The sequence below is a fragment of the Pseudoalteromonas amylolytica genome (assembly GCF_001854605.1).
Classification (GTDB): domain Bacteria; phylum Pseudomonadota; class Gammaproteobacteria; order Enterobacterales; family Alteromonadaceae; genus Pseudoalteromonas; species Pseudoalteromonas amylolytica.
In genome coordinates, this window is record NZ_MKJU01000006.1 from 300,978 (window position 1) to 316,926 (window position 15,949).

12 protein-coding genes are annotated in these 15,949 nt (G+C 44.1%); 9 read left to right on the forward strand and 3 right to left on the reverse strand.

Translation table 11 applies throughout. The features are described 5' to 3' along the window. Positions 1-63 precede the first annotated feature (63 nt). On the forward strand, positions 64-2,877 hold the full coding sequence (gene glnE, locus BET10_RS02835; protein ID WP_070983305.1) for a bifunctional [glutamate--ammonia ligase]-adenylyl-L-tyrosine phosphorylase/[glutamate--ammonia-ligase] adenylyltransferase: 2,814 nt from the start codon (positions 64-66) through the stop codon (positions 2,875-2,877). 43 nt (positions 2,878-2,920) lie between these two features. Here the strand turns inward: glnE and BET10_RS02840 are convergent, their stop codons facing one another. The 3 genes from BET10_RS02840 to tolC all read right to left on the reverse strand — a co-directional run bounded on the left by BET10_RS02840 (position 2,921) and on the right by tolC (position 5,991). Next, positions 2,921-3,412 (reverse strand): TcpQ domain-containing protein, encoded by a 492-nt coding sequence (locus BET10_RS02840; RefSeq protein WP_240503625.1) that lies wholly within the window; start codon positions 3,410-3,412, stop codon positions 2,921-2,923. A 197-nt stretch (positions 3,413-3,609) separates the two neighbouring features. Next, positions 3,610-4,536 (reverse strand): LpxL/LpxP family Kdo(2)-lipid IV(A) lauroyl/palmitoleoyl acyltransferase, encoded by a 927-nt coding sequence (lpxL, locus tag BET10_RS02845; protein ID WP_070983306.1) that lies wholly within the window; start codon positions 4,534-4,536, stop codon positions 3,610-3,612. A gap of 108 nt (positions 4,537-4,644) precedes the next feature. After that, positions 4,645-5,991, reverse strand: coding sequence for an outer membrane channel protein TolC (tolC, locus tag BET10_RS02850; RefSeq protein ID WP_070983307.1), 1,347 nt, complete (start codon positions 5,989-5,991; stop codon positions 4,645-4,647). Positions 5,992-6,211: 220 nt separating this feature from the next. Between tolC and BET10_RS02855 the strand changes: the two genes are divergently transcribed. The 8 genes from BET10_RS02855 (at position 6,212) to BET10_RS02890 (ending at position 15,379) form a co-directional block, all read left to right on the forward strand. Next, positions 6,212-6,829, forward strand: coding sequence for an NUDIX domain-containing protein (locus tag BET10_RS02855; protein WP_070983308.1), 618 nt, complete (start codon positions 6,212-6,214; stop codon positions 6,827-6,829). Between the two features lie 19 nt (positions 6,830-6,848). Further along, on the forward strand, positions 6,849-7,304 hold the full coding sequence (locus BET10_RS02860; protein WP_070983309.1) for a DUF1249 domain-containing protein: 456 nt from the start codon (positions 6,849-6,851) through the stop codon (positions 7,302-7,304). After that, entirely contained in the window at positions 7,291-8,064 is a 774-nt protein-coding gene (locus BET10_RS02865; RefSeq protein WP_070983310.1) for a metallophosphoesterase, read from the forward strand. The genes BET10_RS02860 and BET10_RS02865 overlap by 14 nt, the downstream gene beginning before the upstream one ends. Next, positions 8,049-8,615: a YqiA/YcfP family alpha/beta fold hydrolase gene (locus BET10_RS02870; protein ID WP_070983431.1), complete on the forward strand. Its 567-nt coding sequence runs from the start codon at positions 8,049-8,051 to the stop codon at positions 8,613-8,615. The genes BET10_RS02865 and BET10_RS02870 overlap by 16 nt, the downstream gene beginning before the upstream one ends. 32 nt (positions 8,616-8,647) lie before the next feature. Next, positions 8,648-10,543, forward strand: a complete 1,896-nt coding sequence (gene parE / locus BET10_RS02875) for a DNA topoisomerase IV subunit B (protein ID WP_070983311.1) — start codon at positions 8,648-8,650, stop codon at positions 10,541-10,543. Then, a complete protein-coding gene (locus tag BET10_RS02880; protein WP_070983312.1) occupies positions 10,544-11,665 on the forward strand; it encodes a PQQ-dependent sugar dehydrogenase in 1,122 nt (373 codons plus the stop codon). 8 nt (positions 11,666-11,673) lie between these two features. Beyond that, positions 11,674-13,977 carry a DNA topoisomerase IV subunit A gene (gene parC, locus BET10_RS02885; RefSeq protein WP_070983313.1) on the forward strand — a complete coding sequence of 768 codons (2,304 nt, stop codon included), beginning with the start codon at positions 11,674-11,676 and terminating at the stop codon, positions 13,975-13,977. Positions 13,978-14,206: 229 nt separating this feature from the next. Further along, entirely contained in the window at positions 14,207-15,379 is a 1,173-nt protein-coding gene (locus tag BET10_RS02890; RefSeq protein ID WP_070983314.1) for a hypothetical protein, read from the forward strand. Positions 15,380-15,949 lie beyond the last annotated feature (570 nt).

Consider the following 15,949-nt stretch of genomic DNA (forward strand, 5'->3'; position numbering starts at 1 on the left):
ATTTTAGATATTGTTACTATAACTACTCCCAACTCATTGAGCCATATAGCTATGGAGATTTTTATGCATGATGTCACCTTACCCCCTACGTTGGCTCAATTAGCACAACAGCGCTGGCAACAGTTATACGATACCAACCCTATTGAAACCGACTTAGCGCGTTTACTCGCAATGAGTGATTTTGCTTTTAAAGTGTTACAACAAAACCCAATGCTTGGTGATTGGTTACTTGATGAGCTGCAAATGCAATCACGTGATGTGCCAAATCCATTACCTGAAGATTTATCATCCCTCGATGAACAAAGTTGTTTTCGGTTATTGAGAAAGTATCGTCAACGATACTGGTTAAAGGTTATGTGGCTGGATTTAGTCAAAGGCAATGATATCGCTGACAGCATTCACTATGTGTCCCAGTTATCAGAGGGGCTGATTGATGCGGCAAACCAATGGGCATTTGCACAGACAGTCAAGCAATGTGGTACACCGCTAGACTCCAAAGGCAACGCGTTGCCTATGTTGGTGTTAGGAATGGGGAAGCTTGGTGGGGGCGAGTTAAACTTTTCATCGGATATAGATCTTATTTTTTGCTATCCCCACAATGTTAACACCCAAGGTGGCCGTAAAAGCATTGAAGCGCAGGTTTTTTACACGAAGGTGGCACAAAAGCTCATTGCGGCTTTAAATCAAGTGACGGTGGACGGCCAGGTGTTCAGAGTCGATATGCGCTTAAGGCCTTTTGGTGATAGTGGCCCTTTGGTGATGAGTTTGTCGGCAATGGAAGATTATTATCAGGATCAGGGGCGTGAATGGGAGCGTTATGCCATGCTCAAAGCGCGTTTGTTGGGCAAAGCAAACGCGTACTGGCCGGTGTTTTACCAAATGATGCGCCCCTTTGTGTATCGTCGCTATATAGATTTTTCGGTTATCGAGTCGCTTAGAAAGATGAAGCACATGATAGCGCAAGAAGTTCGCCGCAAAGGACTGATAAACAATATTAAGCTTGGTGCAGGCGGGATCCGTGAGGTTGAATTTATCGTGCAAGCCCTACAGATGATCCGTGGTGGCCGTGATACCAGTTTACAAACCTCTTCACTGTTAGCGGCGCTTAGTCAGCTAGATGCGCTTGAAGTGATCCCCCATGAAGCGGTGTGCTCGCTAAGAGAGAGCTATTTATACTTACGCAAAATAGAGCAATATTTACAGGCCTTTGATGATCAACAAACCCAGACTTTACCTGAAAACGAAGTATGCCAGACACGGCTACAGGTGTTGATGCAGAAACCGGATTATCAGCGGTGTCTTGAGTGCATTCAAAGCACCATGACTAAGATCCGTGATGAATTTGCTCAGGTGATTGGTGATGAGCCTTTTGAGCAAACAGCGTTTGATGAAGCCTTTACTTATGTTTGGCTAGAAGGGGATACGCAGCAGTTAGCTGGCAAACTCAATACAGCGCAAATTGAGCCTTGGCACAACGCGTTACAAAGTTTCAAAGAAGCATTGACCAAGCGACAAATGGGCGCTCGTGGTGCTGATATTCTCGATAAATTGATCCCCTGTCTATTGTACCAAGCGGCTGAGCAAGAACTGGTAGCCGAAGAACTAACAAGTGTGCTCAATATCATAGCCATGATTGCCTCGCGAACAGCCTATTTGGAGCTGCTATATGAGAATCAGGGGGCACTGAAGCAACTGGTATATTTGTGTTCCCATAGCTTATGGATAGCTGAGCACATTGCCAAATATCCGATCTTACTGGATGAACTACTTGACCCTGCTGCACTTTACAAACCACTGCCTTTGAATGCCTACAAGCTTGAAATTCGACAATACTTTTTACGCATCGAGCAGCACGATCTTGAGCAACAAATGGAAGCTTTACGACAGTTCAAACAGGCCCATCAGTTACGTATCGCCGCAGCGGATGCCACCGATGTGCTCAGTATTATGAAAGTGAGTGACCATTTAACAGCTTTGGCTGAGGCTATCATTGAGCAAGCGGTTAATCTTGCCTGGCAACAAATGATTGCGCGTTATGGACAGCCTGAGGGGTGTGATGAGCAAACTAAAGGGTTCGCTGTCATTGCGTATGGAAAGGCAGGAGGCTGGGAGTTGGGATACGACTCTGACTTGGACTTAGTATTTGTACATAACAGCGATGGAGACAGCTATACACAGGGAGAAAAGTGTATTCCAGCAAGGCAGTTTTATTTAAAGCTGGCACAGCGACTCATGCATTTATTTAATACCAGAACAGCATCGGGGATCTTGTATGAACTTGATACCAGATTACGCCCCGAGGGGAACTCAGGGTTATTGGCGATTAATCTTGAGAGCTTCTATCAGTACCAGCTTCAGCAAGCTTGGACGTGGGAGCACCAGGCTTTGGTGCGTGCTCGTATGGTGCTGGGAGAGCAGAGCATGTATGAGCGTTTTGGACAAATCCGCACAGCCATTTTAAGGCAATCTCGAGACTGCAAAGAGTTGGCTGATAATGTTGTGTCAATGCGAGAGAAAATGCGCACCCACTTGTCCAAAGACAGTAACGATGCGTTTGATCTTAAACAAGGACTTGGAGGGATGACCGATATCGAGTTTCTGGCACAATTTTTAGTACTGAACTTTGCCGCAAATAACGCTCTTTTGACCGAACATACCGATAATGTTCGCATTTTGGCTCACGCAAAAGAGCTGGCGATATTGGATGACGAAGAGCAGCGTGTGCTGACGCAGGCGTATTGTTTCTTTAGGGAGCAATATCATAAGCAAAGCTTAAACCGCCAAGGTAAATGCGTGAGCTGGGATACACAGCTCGCACAATTATCAGCACAGGTAGCGGCGATTTTTAAACGCCATTTAGGCGATTTAGTCAAATAACCGCTAAGTTATTGTAGCGGACCGTTAATAACAGCACTCTGCTTTAGTTTGCTATTTTTCGGCAATTGTCTCTTACAAAGCGAGTTGGCTTTTCAGTGATCACGGCAGCACGCTGTCTGTAACAGTAAAAGGTATAAATCTCATACTCAAAGTCATCATTGATGGCTCTACCGACTTGATATAAGGCGGACAGAAAGTTACTGTCTACGCGAAAGTTTTGCTTTACTACGTAGTCCTTATCCAAGTACCAGAATAGTTCTACATCTTCTTTACGAGCGTAATCAGATAGCACCCCGCGTAAGGTATCGCCTGATTCAAATCGTCTGGGCTCATACTCGCCAGTCCAACGTTGACTTGAAGGTCTGACAACGCGCTCTCGGTCTTTGAGTGCTTCGTCCAGTCTAAAGCTGGGTGATCCTAGCTCGATGACAAATTTAGCTCGCTCGGTATCGCGACTAGATGTTCGGTTACGAAAGCTTTCATAAAATTGCGAAAAGCCTCGTGCGGCAACATTGGAGCTGGTACTAACGCTCATACTTGGCAAGGCTCCGAACAAAAAGTAATAGGCCGCAAAAACCAAAATAAAGGCAAGTGATAAGTGCTTTACCCAAAACCATGCAGCAGCAACTGGTTTACCCTTTCTCTTTCTTCTCGCTTGCGGCTGAGGCTGTCCCTTAGGTTTTGGGGCTGGTCTTTGTATTTTTTTATTTTTTCTTATAACCATAAATAAAGTTAACCATAATAAGATGGTGCGTTTTCATCGGGTCTGGTTTTGAAGCGACGATGTAACCACATATATTGTTCTGGGGCCAACATGATCGCTTCCTCCATCCGCTGATTGACTCTGGTCACGTCTTGTTTGGCATCGTCACTTGGAAAATCTGCCAATGCAGGATAAATTTTTAGGTGATACTTACCTCTAGCATCTCTTGTGCCACTTAAGCTCAGTGTTTCACAATTTTTGCTTGATGAAAATATCAAAGTGCCAGTTGTTGTGGCAGCATCAGGGACTGCAAAAAATGGAGTAAACTCGCACCGATTCCGGCCATAATCTTGATCGGGTAAGTAGTAACACATCTTTTTATCTTTCAACGCTTGTAGTAGCCCTTTTACATCTCGCTTGGTAATGAGGCTTTCATTAGAACGTAACCGTCCTTTGGTCATAAAATATTCCATGAGTGGATTATTATGTGGCCGATAGAAGCCGATGCCCTGCTGTGCAGTGCCCAGTATACGACCCAGCATTTCTAAGTGTAGCATATGCGGCACTAGCAATAAGACGCCTTTCCCTTGTTTTTGTATATGCTCCACATGCTCAATGCCATCAATGGAGCCTATTACTCGGTTAATACGCCATTGAGGCCACCACCATGCCATGCCAGTTTCTAGCGTTGCAATTCCCGTGTTTTCCATGTTTTTTAACACCATTTCACGCTGTTGTTGCTCATTGAGCTTTGGGAAGCACAATCTGACATTGATCTGGGCAATTTTGCGGCGCTTTTTCACAAAGCGGTGTACAAGGCGACCCAGAAATTTACCTAACAAAAACTGAGCACGTTGCGGCAGCCAAGATATCAGGTACATGAACAATACGCCAAGCCAAGTTAGCCAGTAACGAGGTGCAAGGAACGACCATTTGAAAGTAGGGGTTGTGACCACAAAAATTATCTCTTACTACACTAATGGCGATAGTTTATCGACAAGTGCTAAAAAATACAAAAGCCGACATATGTCGGCTTTTGTGCTCAAAGGTGATTAACGTTAGGCTTAGCCTTGTATTAAACCTTTGTTGATAGCTTCTAAATCGCTGCGCGAAAGAGTACCAGCGGCTTGTTTTAAGCGCAGTGAAGACAGTACATATTGATAACGCAGGTTAGCTAGGTTCTTTTTCGCATTATATAAACTTTGCGTACTGACTAACACGTCAACAATGGTACGAGTACCCACTTCAAAACCAGCTTCGGTCGCTTGTAATGCACTTTGCGCTGAGACCACTGACTGTTCTAATGCGCGATATGTTGCAACATTAGAAACCACTTGATTATACGATGTAATAACTGAGCGGGTGACTTCCCTCATGCTTGCTTCTAAGTCTTGACTTGCACCTACATAGAGTGCACGAGCTTGCTCGGTTGCCGCAAGTGTAGTGCCACCAGAGTAAATAGGCACATTGAAGGTCACGCCAACCGTTGTTTGATCTTCCCTTGGCTGGTGGACCATGCCATTTGAGTCGGTTAGCGTATCACCATAGCTTGCGTTTAAGTTCAACGTTGGGTAGTGGCCTGCTTTGGCAAGCTCAATTTGATCCCCTGCAATATCTAAACTGGCTTTAGCGATAGCCAGCGATAAGTTTTTATCTTTAGCCACGCTGATGAAGTCGTTCACTGCTTTGCTCGGCGATACCGTTGAGAAGGTCTGGGTGTTAAGCGGGTCAAGCTGACTATGGTATTTACCTGTGATTGTACGTAGTGCTTCACGAGCGGTTTCCACATCATTCTCAGCGCCGATTTCATTGGCTACTGCGCGGTCATACTGAGCTTGTGCTTCGTGAACGTCTGTGATTGCAGTTAAACCAACTTCATAACGTTGTTTAGTTTGCTCAAGCTGACGTTCAATCGCGCGTTTCTCTGCTTGCACAAATTCTAGGCTATCTAATGAGCTAAGAACATCAAAGTAGCCTTGTGCTATACGTACAACGAGCTCCTGTTGTGCTTGCTCGTATAAGGTTGTAGCTTGTAATGCTTGCTTTTCTGCGATGCCTAGGTTTTTCCACGATGACATATTAAAAATGGTTTGGCGCAATGATAATGTACGGCTAAATGTATCGCGAAAACCACTACCTATGCTGTAGCCTGTAACATCGTTTTGCGTGCCAGGAAATGCATCTGCGTCTATTTGACTGTAGCCTGCTTCAAATCCAAGTTGAGGTAGCAGTACTCCTAATGCTTGGTCTTGAGCGAATTTTTGTGCATCAGCTTGTGCTTTTGCTTTTAACACTGTTGGATCGTTTGCAGTTGCTATGTCGTATACTTGCAGTAAATCTTCGGCTTGCGATAGATTAGAAGTTAGCGCACAGGATAAGCCAACTAAAAGAGATATAATGCTTTTTTTCATCGTTCGTTCAGTCCTTAGACAACTTTTTGTATTGAATGCATGTTACCTTGTTTTTCTTTAGAACGAAAAAGTTAAAACGTAAAACAGCATCAACAAATGTAACAGAATATAATACGTGCCTTTTTAGATAGTAAAAGACGCCTACAGGGTAATAAAGGTACATCATGGGGCTAGTTGTATTGAATTTAAACCCCTACTGTAAAAAATTAGGATCTAACTTATGCCAACAATTTCGTGTTTTGATAGCAAAGATGTATTACTAGAAGATGTACAAACGGTATTTAACGGTTTTTTTAAGATCCAAACCTATCATTTTCGCCACGCGTTATTCGCTGGGGGAATGTCTCAGACGATTACCAGAGAAATATTGGAACGTGGACATGCGGTGGCGGTGTTACCTTACGACCCCAATATAGATTCAGTATTATTAATTGAACAAATTAGAATTGGCGCAATAGCGAGCAAGGAGTCGCCATGGTTATTAGAATGCATCGCTGGTATGGCAGAAGGAAGTAAGGATTTTGAGCAGGTAGCACGTAAAGAAGCGTTTGAAGAAGCTGGGCTGGAGCTTAATGATTTGCATTTTATGACGTCGTACCTCTCAAGCCCAGGCGGCACGACCGAGCGTTTATATTTGTATCTCGCTAAAACTGACCTATCCAATGCGGGTGGAGTTTTTGGTCTTGATAGTGAAGGTGAAGACATCAAGAGTCATGTGCTACCATACAGTGATGCTATTGCGCGATTAAACAGTGGCGAGATTGACAATGCCGCTACCGTGATTAGTTTGCAATGGTTAGCAATACACAAAGAGCAGATTCTGGCCCAATGGGCGTAATTAGCAGTGGGGTATCTCGTTGAGTGATATAGTTGTAGAACGCGCCTATGTGCAGTCTTTACCAAAATACATTACATTATGCGAACGTAACTATTTACGAGCGCTAAAGGTGTTACCTCACGAAGAGCATGGGGCACAAAGAGCAATAGAGCTTGCCAATGTACATTATGTGATTGAGGTACAAGGGTGTGCCAGATATACCACTGATATCACCATCAAGCAAACGTCTGCCAGTAATGTATTTTTCCCAAGTTTACATTTGTCTGTGCGTCTTTATCACGATGCCAAAGTGGCGGAAGTGATCCATCAAGATTATCACCAGCGGATCAAACCTTCGTATCGTTATCCGAATCCAAATATGCACCAAAAAGATGAAAAGTATCAAATAAATGCCTTTTTGGCTGACTGGTTAATGGCGTGCTTAGAAAGTGGTAAGACGCCATTGAATTGGGATGTAAATAATGGCTTGGTTTGATGACACTCACCATTTTAAAAAGAGCCGAATAAAGCTTGCCCACATTACTGACAGCCATCTTTTTGCCGACCCCCAAGGTCAGTATTTTGACATCAATACCGCAGAGTACTTAAAGCAGGTATTACAGCAGTTGACTCAGTATGAGATTGATGGAGTGATATTTGGTGGGGATCTAACACAAGATCACAGTGTTGCCTCATATGAGTTATTCAGTCTGCTGGTCAAACGCTCTGGTTTGTCTTGCCCAGTATTTTGGGTGCCAGGTAATCATGATGAAATACAAATGCTTGAGCAGATGAGTCGAGGCCAGATAAGTGCAGCAAAACGTTTGTGTACCAACAACCTCGATATTCTACTGTTAGATACCAAAGGGGAAACCCCTGCGGGTTGGTGTGAAGCGCAGCACCTCAAAGATACTGAAGCAGTAATCAAAAGCTCAGAGCACAAAACCATTGCTTTTTGTCATCATCACTCCATTCCAATCAATGGCTACTTGGACAAACACATACTTGAAAATGGCCCTCAGTTACTCAATACATTGGTAAATACAGGTGACGTATTGGCAGTTTTTCATGGCCATGTACACAACGAATATCACAGCCAATTTAGAGGGCTTGATGTGTATGCAACACCTGCTACATCGGTGCAGTTTACCAAACATGTTAGTGACTGGCAGCAGCAAGACTTGGGGCCCGCATGGCGGCTGGTATGCATTGACGGGCAAAACTATGATACCGAGGTTGTATGGTTAAACGAGTGATTTACATTCATGGTTTTAACAGTTCAGAGCTATCAGCCAAGGCCCAGCAGTTCGGTGTGTGGTTAAAAGAGCAGGCATTGCAAAGCCACTATATTACTCCACGCCTGCACTATGATCCCCGTGTTGCGATCACCCAGCTAGAATCTTTACTTGATAGTAATACGGTATTGTTGGGTAGCTCCCTTGGCGGGTTTTACGCCACGTATCTTTCACAACAGTACAATATTCCAGCGGTTGTGATTAATCCTGCGGTTAGGCCTTTTGAATTATTGGCGGATTATTTGGGCCCACAGTATAATCCCTATCAACAGATACATTATCAACTGGGTCAAGAACATGTGTATGCTCTGCGGCAATTGTATCTACAGCGACTCACAGCCCCATCATTGTTGATGCTTTTGCAGCAAATGGGCGATGAAGTTCTGCCGTACCAACATGCATTGCAATACTACAAATCATGCCCGCAAAGAGTAGAGTTTGCTGGTGATCATAGTTTTATGGGCTTTCAACGTTACTTTGACACTGTTGTCAATTTTCTTAAAATCACGTAAAACAGAACGAATTAAATAAAAAGAATTTACCTATGAGCGAGCAAAATTATAACGCCGAAGCGATTGAGGTTTTAAATGGTCTGGAACCGGTAAAACGTCGTCCAGGCATGTATACGGATACCACGCGCCCTAACCACCTTGGACAAGAGGTGATTGATAACAGTGTGGATGAAGCGCTCGCGGGGCACGCTACCAAAATAGATGTTATTTTACATGAAGATAACTCACTAGAAGTTATTGATGATGGCCGTGGCATGCCGGTGGACATTCACCCTGAAGAAGGTTTGCCAGGTGTTGAGCTCATCCTCACCAAGCTTCACGCCGGTGGTAAGTTCTCCAATAAAAATTATCAGTTTTCAGGTGGTTTGCACGGGGTAGGGATCTCGGTTGTGAATGCCTTATCAAGCCGTGTTGAGATAACCGTTAAGCGTGATGCGCAAGTGTATGAAATGGCGTTTGAGCATGGTGATAAAGTACAAGACCTAACGGTGACAGGCACTGTGGGTAAGCGGAACACAGGTACATCGGTTCATTTTTGGCCCGATGCCAGTTACTTTGATTCAGCGAACTTTTCTTTAGCTAAGCTCAATCATGTACTTAAAGCCAAGGCGGTACTTTGTCCCGGTCTGAGAATTCGCTTTATCAATAAGCAAACCAAAGAAACGCAGGAATGGCACTATGAAGCGGGTCTTGAAGATTATCTAAAAGACAGCTCGCAAGGTTATGAAGTGCTTCCAAAAAGCCCTTTCACCGGTAGTTTCAGTGGTTCTACTGAGGGCGTAGATTGGGCGTTACATTGGTTGCCTGAAGGGGGGGAGTCGATCACCGAAAGTTATGTGAACCTCATACCAACCGCGCAAGGTGGAACCCACGTGAATGGCTTAAGACAGGGGCTACTGGAAGCGATGCGAGAATTTTGTGAGTTTCGTAACCTGTTACCACGCGGCGTAAAACTCACACCTGACGATATTTGGGATAAATGTAGCTATGTATTGTCAGTTAAAATGCAAGACCCGCAGTTTGCGGGCCAAACCAAAGAAAAGCTTTCTTCTCGTTCATGTGCCACGTTTGTGTCGGGTATTGTTAAAGATGCCTTTAGCTTATGGTTGAACGAGCACACCGATACGGCTGAACTACTCGCAGAGCTGTGTATCAGCAATGCTCAAAAGCGGATGCGAGCGGCGAAAAAGGTGGTCCGTAAAAAGGTTACTTCAGGGCCAGCATTACCGGGTAAATTGACGGATTGTTCGGGCAGCGAAACTGAGCGTTCGGAGCTGTTCCTCGTGGAAGGGGACTCAGCTGGTGGCTCGGCAAAACAAGCTCGAGATCGTGAATTTCAGGCAATCATGCCGCTCAGAGGTAAGATTTTAAATACTTGGGAAGTTGAGTCGGGTCAGATCCTCGCGTCACAAGAGGTTCATGATATCTCTGTTGCCTTGGGTATAGACCCAGATTCGGAAGATTTGTCTGGCTTGCGCTATGGAAAAATCTGTATTCTCGCGGATGCAGACTCCGATGGGTTGCACATCGCCACCTTGTTATGTGCGCTGTTTGTGCGCCACTTCCCTGCCTTGGTTAAGCAAGGGCATGTGTATGTGGCTATGCCTCCGCTATTTCGTATCGATGTGGGCAAAGAGGTGTACTATGCGTTGGATGAAGATGAAAAAAAGGGCGTGCTAGATCGCATTGAAGCTGAGAAAAAACGTGGCAAGGTAAATGTGCAGCGTTTTAAAGGTCTAGGTGAGATGAACCCCTTACAACTTCGTGAAACCACGATGGATCCAAATACACGCCGCTTGGTGCAATTAACGCTTGAAGAGCAGGAGCAAACCATGGAAATGATGGACATGCTGCTGGCTAAAAAGCGTTCAGGCGATAGAAAAGAATGGCTTGAAAACCACGGTGACAAAGCGCAAGTAGAGGTGTAAATGATGATACGGTTCACCCTAGTAGCAATGAGTGCACTCATAAGTTTGCTGATGTGGACTAAATCCGCGGCTGCAAATGATGAGTTGTTGGAGCGGCTAACTCTGCCCAAAGGTTATGAGATCAGTTATTTTGCGAAAAATGTTGAAAATGCTAGGCAGTTGGCCGTTTCTTCATCGGGGGTGGTGTATGCAGGTTCACGCAAAGCTGGCAAAGTCTACGCCCTGATTGACCATAATCAAGATGGTGTCGCGGATCGCCAGATTGTGTTGGCAAAAAACCTTAATATGCCGTCAGGACTGGCGCTTTACCAAGGCGATTTATATGTCGCCGAGGTCCATCGCATCATACGTTTCAAAAGTATTGACAAGCAGCTTAGCAAGCCAAGTTTTGAGGTGGTGTTTGATAACTTACCAACGGATCGCCACCATGGCTGGAAGTTTATTCGTTTTACCGAAAGTGGTGAGCTATTGGTCCCCGTGGGCGTGCCTTGTAATGTGTGCGCAGAAGATGAAAAGTATGGGCGTATTTTTTCGCTGAACTTACAGAGCAAAAAACTCACGACAGTGGCGCAAGGCGTGCGCAATTCAGTCGGGTTTGATATCAATCCGCAAAGTGGGGCGCTTTGGTTTTCTGACAACGGTCGCGACATGATGGGAGACGATATTCCACCCGATGAAATAAACCGCGTCAGTTTTGATGGCGAACACTTTGGTTTTCCATATGTACACGGTGGTAGCGTGCTGGACCCTGAGTTTGCCAAAGGCAAAACGCTTGCTGATATGCAAAAGTACACGATGCCAAAGCTCGCATTGCAGGCTCATGTCGCGCCATTGGGTATTCATTTTTATCGTGGTAAACAGTTTGCTAAAGCGCTACATAATAGATTGTTTGTCGCCGAGCATGGCTCTTGGAATCGTAGCAAGAAAGTGGGTTATCGCGTGATGATGGCAACCATCAAAGAAGGCGAAGTAGCCGCTTATGAGCCCTTTATTAGCGGCTTTTTAGATAAAGAACAAACCTTGGGTCGTCCGGTTGCATTTGCCGAACTTGTTGATGGCAGCCTGTTGGTGTCGGACGATTATGCCAATGCGATATATCGCGTTCGCTATAACAATAAATAGGGTGTTACATGACTGATCCTCAAACCTTGTCTTTACAGGGGATTGAACAACAAACGATGGGGCGCTTTACCGAAGACGCCTATTTAAACTACTCCATGTATGTGATCATGGACCGAGCTTTACCGCATATTGGTGATGGTTTAAAGCCGGTACAGCGTCGTATCGTGTATGCCATGAGCGAGTTAGGGTTATCAGCCGCTGCTAAGTACAAAAAGTCAGCCCGTACAGTGGGTGACGTGTTAGGTAAATACCATCCACACGGTGATAGTGCCTGTTATGAAGCGATGGTTTTAATGGCACAGCCTTTTTCATACCGTTACCCATTGGTAGATGGACAAGGTAACTGGGGGGCCGCTGATGATCCTAAGTCATTTGCGGCCATGCGTTACACAGAGGCGCGTTTGTCTAAGTTCTCAGAAGTATTACTTAAAGAACTTGGTCAAGGCACTGTCGATTGGACGCCAAACTTTGATGGCACAATGGATGAGCCAAAGGTGCTGCCGTCTCGGTTACCACATATTTTACTTAATGGCGTAACCGGTATTGCGGTGGGAATGGCAACCGATATTCCGCCACACAATGTAAAAGAGTTAGCGAGCGCATGTTGCGTGTTGCTTGACCAGCCAAAAACAACTTTGGAAGAATTATTAGAAATTGTGCAAGCACCGGATTATCCTACAGATGCAGAAATCATCACTGCTAAATCGGATATTCGAAAGATCTACACAACCGGACGTGGCTCTATCAAAATGCGTGCGGTTTATACCGAAGAGCAGGGGGATATTGTCATTACTGCCTTGCCGCATCAGTGTTCAGGCGCCAAAGTGTTAGAGCAAATTGCGGCCCAAATGACTGCGAAAAAGCTGCCCATGGTAGCTGATTTACGCGATGAGTCGGATCACGAAAATCCAACTCGTATTGTGATTGTACCGCGCTCAAACCGTGTCAAACTCGAACCTTTGATGGCGCATTTATTCGCTACCACTGATTTAGAAAAAAGCTATCGTGTAAACCTCAACATGATTGGCCTTGATGGTCGCCCACAGGTAAAAGATTTACAGCAGATCTTATCTGAATGGCTGGTGTTCCGCCGCGAAACGGTACGCCGTCGTTTGCAGTACCGTTTAGATAAAGTATTGGCCCGTTTGCATATTTTAGAAGGTTTAATGATTGCCTTTTTAAATATCGATGAAGTGATTGAAATTATCCGTAATGAAGACAAGCCAAAAGAAGAGCTTATGGCGCGTTTTAACTTATCGGATAAACAGGCGGAAGCGATTCTTGATTTGAAACTACGCCATTTAGCGAAGTTAGAAGAAGAGAAAATCCGTGGTGAGCAGGATGAATTAAGCAGTGAACGCGATAAGTTACAGCTCACTTTAGGCTCAGAGCGTCGTATGTCGACATTGATGAAAAAAGAAATCCAAGAAGCTGCTGAGTTGTATGGTGACGAGCGTCGCTCGCCAGTAATTGAACGCTCAGAAGCCAAAGCTCTGAGCGAAAAAGATCTGATCCCATCTGAGTCGGTCACAGTTGTGCTTTCTGATAAAGGCTGGGCGCGTGTCGCTAAGGGTCATGATATTGATGCCGAGGGATTAAGCTACCGCTCGGGTGATAGCTATAAAGCCTCGGCGAAAGGACGCAGTAATCAGCCGGCAGTATTTTTAGATACCTCGGGACGTGCATTTGCCACTGAAGCGCACAGCTTGCCGTCAGCTCGTAGCCAAGGCGAGCCCATGACTGGGCGTTTTAATCTTGCACCTGGGTGTAACTTTGAGCACGTGGTAATGGGAGATGAGAAGACTCTGTACCTCATGGCAACCGATGGTGGCTATGGATTTATCACTGAATTTAACGACCTTGTCAGTAAGAACAAAAACGGTAAGGCACTGGTGAGTGTGCCAAAAGGGGCACAATTGATGGCGCCAATCACGGTAAATGATGTTGCCACCGATATGTGTATGGCGATTTCTAATGAAGGCCGAATGCTGCTGTTCCCACTACGCGATTTGCCAAAGTTAGGTAAAGGTAAGGGTAATAAGATTATTTCCATCCCCAGTGCCAAAGTTCAAGCGCGAGAAGAGTTTGTAAAGGTCCTAGCGTGCGTGCCAGAGGGCTGCTCGGTGACACTTCACGCTGGTAAACGAAAACTAACGCTTAAGCCAAGTGATTTAGAACACTATCATGGTGAACGCGGCCGTCGTGGTAACAAGTTACCGCGAGGTCTGCAGCGTGTGGATGAGTACGAGATAGAAACTAAGTCATCCAATGCAGATATCGAGGATGTGCCGCAGGAGCAAAACGAAGAATAGCTCTTATCGTCAATCAAGATGAAAAAACGGCGCTCAACAGCGCCGTTTTTATTTTCTCACACTAAGGTGCTACCAATACCATAGTATTATCATTTTCCATTTAAAAACATATTGATAACTTTTTTATTACATGCAACCATAGCCCTCTTCAAGGAAGTAAGAATCAGTTGTTGCTGTATGCCAATTAGAAATATTTACGCATCAACATGAAAACCCTCAAGGAGCCAGTATGCGTTTAAAGTGTATCAAGTGGGTAATCCCTTTCGCTGCACAGCTTGTTTGCAAAACAGCGTTAGGTGTTGAGTTCAGTGGTGAAAGTTCTTTCCAACAACGCCATTACGATAGTCACGCTGATACAGCCACAGGAAATGCAAATAAGCACTGGCATACGTCATTTGCAGTTGAGCCTCAGCTACATTGGTTGGGTGAAAACAGCACGCTTTCATTTGTTCCGTACCTACGCATTGATAATGTTGATAGTGAGCGAAACCTTCTGGATATCAGGGAGTTTATGTATGTACATTACGTCGATGATATCGAGTTTAAAGTAGGGATTGGTAAAGAGTTTTGGGGAGTAACCGAGTCACTACATCTAGTTGATGTGATTAACCAAACTGACTTTGCAGATGCCATCGATCAGGAGAGTAAGCTGGGTCAACCTATGCTTAATGTCGCCACTCATCAGGCATATGGTAGTTTTAGCATTTGGCTATTACCCTACTTTAGAGAGCGGACCTTTGCTGGTGTAGATGGCCGGCTTGGCTTTGATTTAGCGATTTCAGATGACCCACTATATGAGTCGAGCAAAAAGCAAAAACATGTCGATTTTGCAGCCAGATATAGTCACTTTATCGATGAGTGGGAAGTGGGCGTTAGCTTTTTCAAAGGGACTAACCGCGAACCTTATTTTATCGAACAGCAATCAGAATTAACGCCTTATTACGCGCAAATGACACAAACCAGCCTAGATTTACAGGCGATATTTGACGAGTTATTGATAAAGCTAGAAATGCGATATCGAGACAGCCTAACACATCATTTTGCCTACATTGGTGGCGTTGAATGGACTCAAACTGGCGTTGCTAATACGCAATGGAACTTAGGCTGGATAGCAGAGTACTCATACGATGATACTGCGTTGGCTTTATATCAAAATGATTTATTTCTAGGGTGGCGTTTGGCGCTGAACGACTTCAATGGCACCGAAATGCTATTCGGCATTAGTCAAGATTTGGACAATAGTGATGAATATGCCATCAAACTTGAGACATCAAGTCGTATCGATGAGCATTGGAAGTGGCAAGTTGAAGCTTGGCTGTTTGATACAGATAAGCCGGATAGTCCACTTTCTAGCCTCAAAAATGATGACTTTATCGAAATCAATATCTTCTATCACTTCTAAAAGTCAAAAAGTGCGTCTTCAACAATTATACTGTTGCTTATTTGTAAATTATTCGTGAGCTAATTTTGATAGGTTCTTCTTTTGTTTTGCTGTGTGTTGAATATTTTATTTTACTGATATACATGAAAAATAATGATATCTATGATTATAGTTTTCAATCCTTTTTTATTATAAATAGCATGCGTCTCTAGTATTTCCTGTTTTTAAATAATTGTTTTTAAAGGAGGTAATTATTTTGTTCCTGCTGTGGCTTTATATGTGATAACAAATTTTTAATTACAATGTTTAAAATTGATAAGCATTATCATTGGTGTTTTTGATATTGGTAAATGAGAGTTAGTGTATTAATTTTGAATTATTTTTGTAATTAAAAATAAGTTAATCAAGTTAATAATATAAATAATTTATTGATCTTTTGCACAAGTATGTTACAAATGAGTTTGTTTTTTGAGCGGTGTTGATTTTGGCGGTACGCTCTTAACTGGTTGTGATGATTATCGGCATAACTCAGTGTGGAAAACTGAATGCGGTATATGTTGCTGGTTAAGGTACGGAAATCATGTCTGATGT